The following is a 1,182-nucleotide window of genomic DNA, read 5'->3' on the forward strand; positions in this document are numbered from 1 at the left end:
GTCAAGGTTTGTCTGTGCTGACAGACCGCAATCGCGAGCAAGCTCGCTCCCACAGGGATCGGGGGAAAAATGAAAGACCGCGACCCAACCCACAGGGCTTGAAGCATGCCGCAACCGTACATTTTCCGTACCGTCGATCTGGATGGCCAGACCTTGCGCACCGCGGTACGTCCCGGCAAGCCTCACTTGACGCCGCTGCTGATTTTCAACGGCATCGGCGCCAACCTGGAGCTGGTCTTCCCGTTCATCGAAGCCCTGGACCCGGACCTGGAAGTGATTGCCTTCGATGTGCCCGGGGTCGGCGGTTCGTCGACGCCGAGCCGGCCGTATCGTTTTCCGGGCCTGGCCAAGCTTACCGCGCGGATGCTCGATTACCTCGACTATGGGCAGGTCAACGTGATCGGTGTGTCCTGGGGCGGCGCCCTGGCCCAGCAGTTCGCCCATGACTATCCGGAGCGCTGCAAGAAGCTGGTGCTCGCCGCCACCGCGGCCGGCGCGGTGATGGTGCCGGGCAAGCCGAAGGTGCTGTGGATGATGGCCAGTCCCCGACGCTACGTGCAGCCGTCCCATGTGATGCGCATCGCGCCGCTGATCTATGGCGGCTCGTTCCGCCGCGACCCAAGCCTGGCGGCTCGTCACGCGGCCAAGGTGCGTTCGGCGGGCAAGCTCGGTTATTACTGGCAACTGTTCGCGGGCCTCGGCTGGACCAGCATCCATTGGCTGCACAAGATCCACCAGCCGACCTTGATCCTGGCCGGGGATGACGACCCGCTGATCCCCCTGATCAACATGCGCATGCTGGCCTGGCGCATCCCCAATTCGCAGTTGCACATCATTGATGACGGCCATCTGTTCCTGATCACCCGGGCCGAGGCCGTCGCGCCGATCATCATGAAGTTCCTCGAGGAAGAACGGCAGCGCGCGGTGATGCACCCGCATCCCGCGCCGCTGGGTGGTGGCTGACACCACCCATTTGCGCCTGGCAGGACGCCGGATCGCGCAACTACCCGAAACAGCGACTATGTTGTCTGGTTCGGTGTGTTTGTTTTCAGCCTGATGATGAAGGAGTTGACTCATGCGCGACAAACCGGCGAAGGGTTCCATGCCCGCCCCTGCCAGCTTTATCAACGCACAGAGTGCGGTCACTGGCCTGCGCGGCGCCGACCTGCTGTCGACGTTGCG

At 63.5% G+C, this 1,182-nt stretch carries 2 protein-coding genes; both read left to right on the top strand.

What is annotated here, in order from left to right:
- Positions 1–105: 105 nt before the first annotated feature.
- Complete coding sequence (gene phaZ, locus ACE04F_RS02590) at positions 106–963, top strand: poly(3-hydroxyalkanoate) depolymerase (protein WP_039592414.1); 858 nt, start codon at positions 106–108, stop codon at positions 961–963.
- 112 nt (positions 964–1,075) lie between these two features.
- The coding region (locus ACE04F_RS02595) for a hypothetical protein (protein WP_486104606.1) at positions 1,076–1,182 on the top strand (107 nt) is incomplete at its 3' end.

It is taken from the genome of Pseudomonas sp. AGC41 (genome assembly GCF_057334555.1).

Excerpts from the sequence above, each read along its gene's own strand:
- phaZ (WP_039592414.1), top strand. The coding sequence starts at position 106 with ATGCCGCAACCGTACATTTTCCGTACCGTCGATCTGGATGGCCAGACC.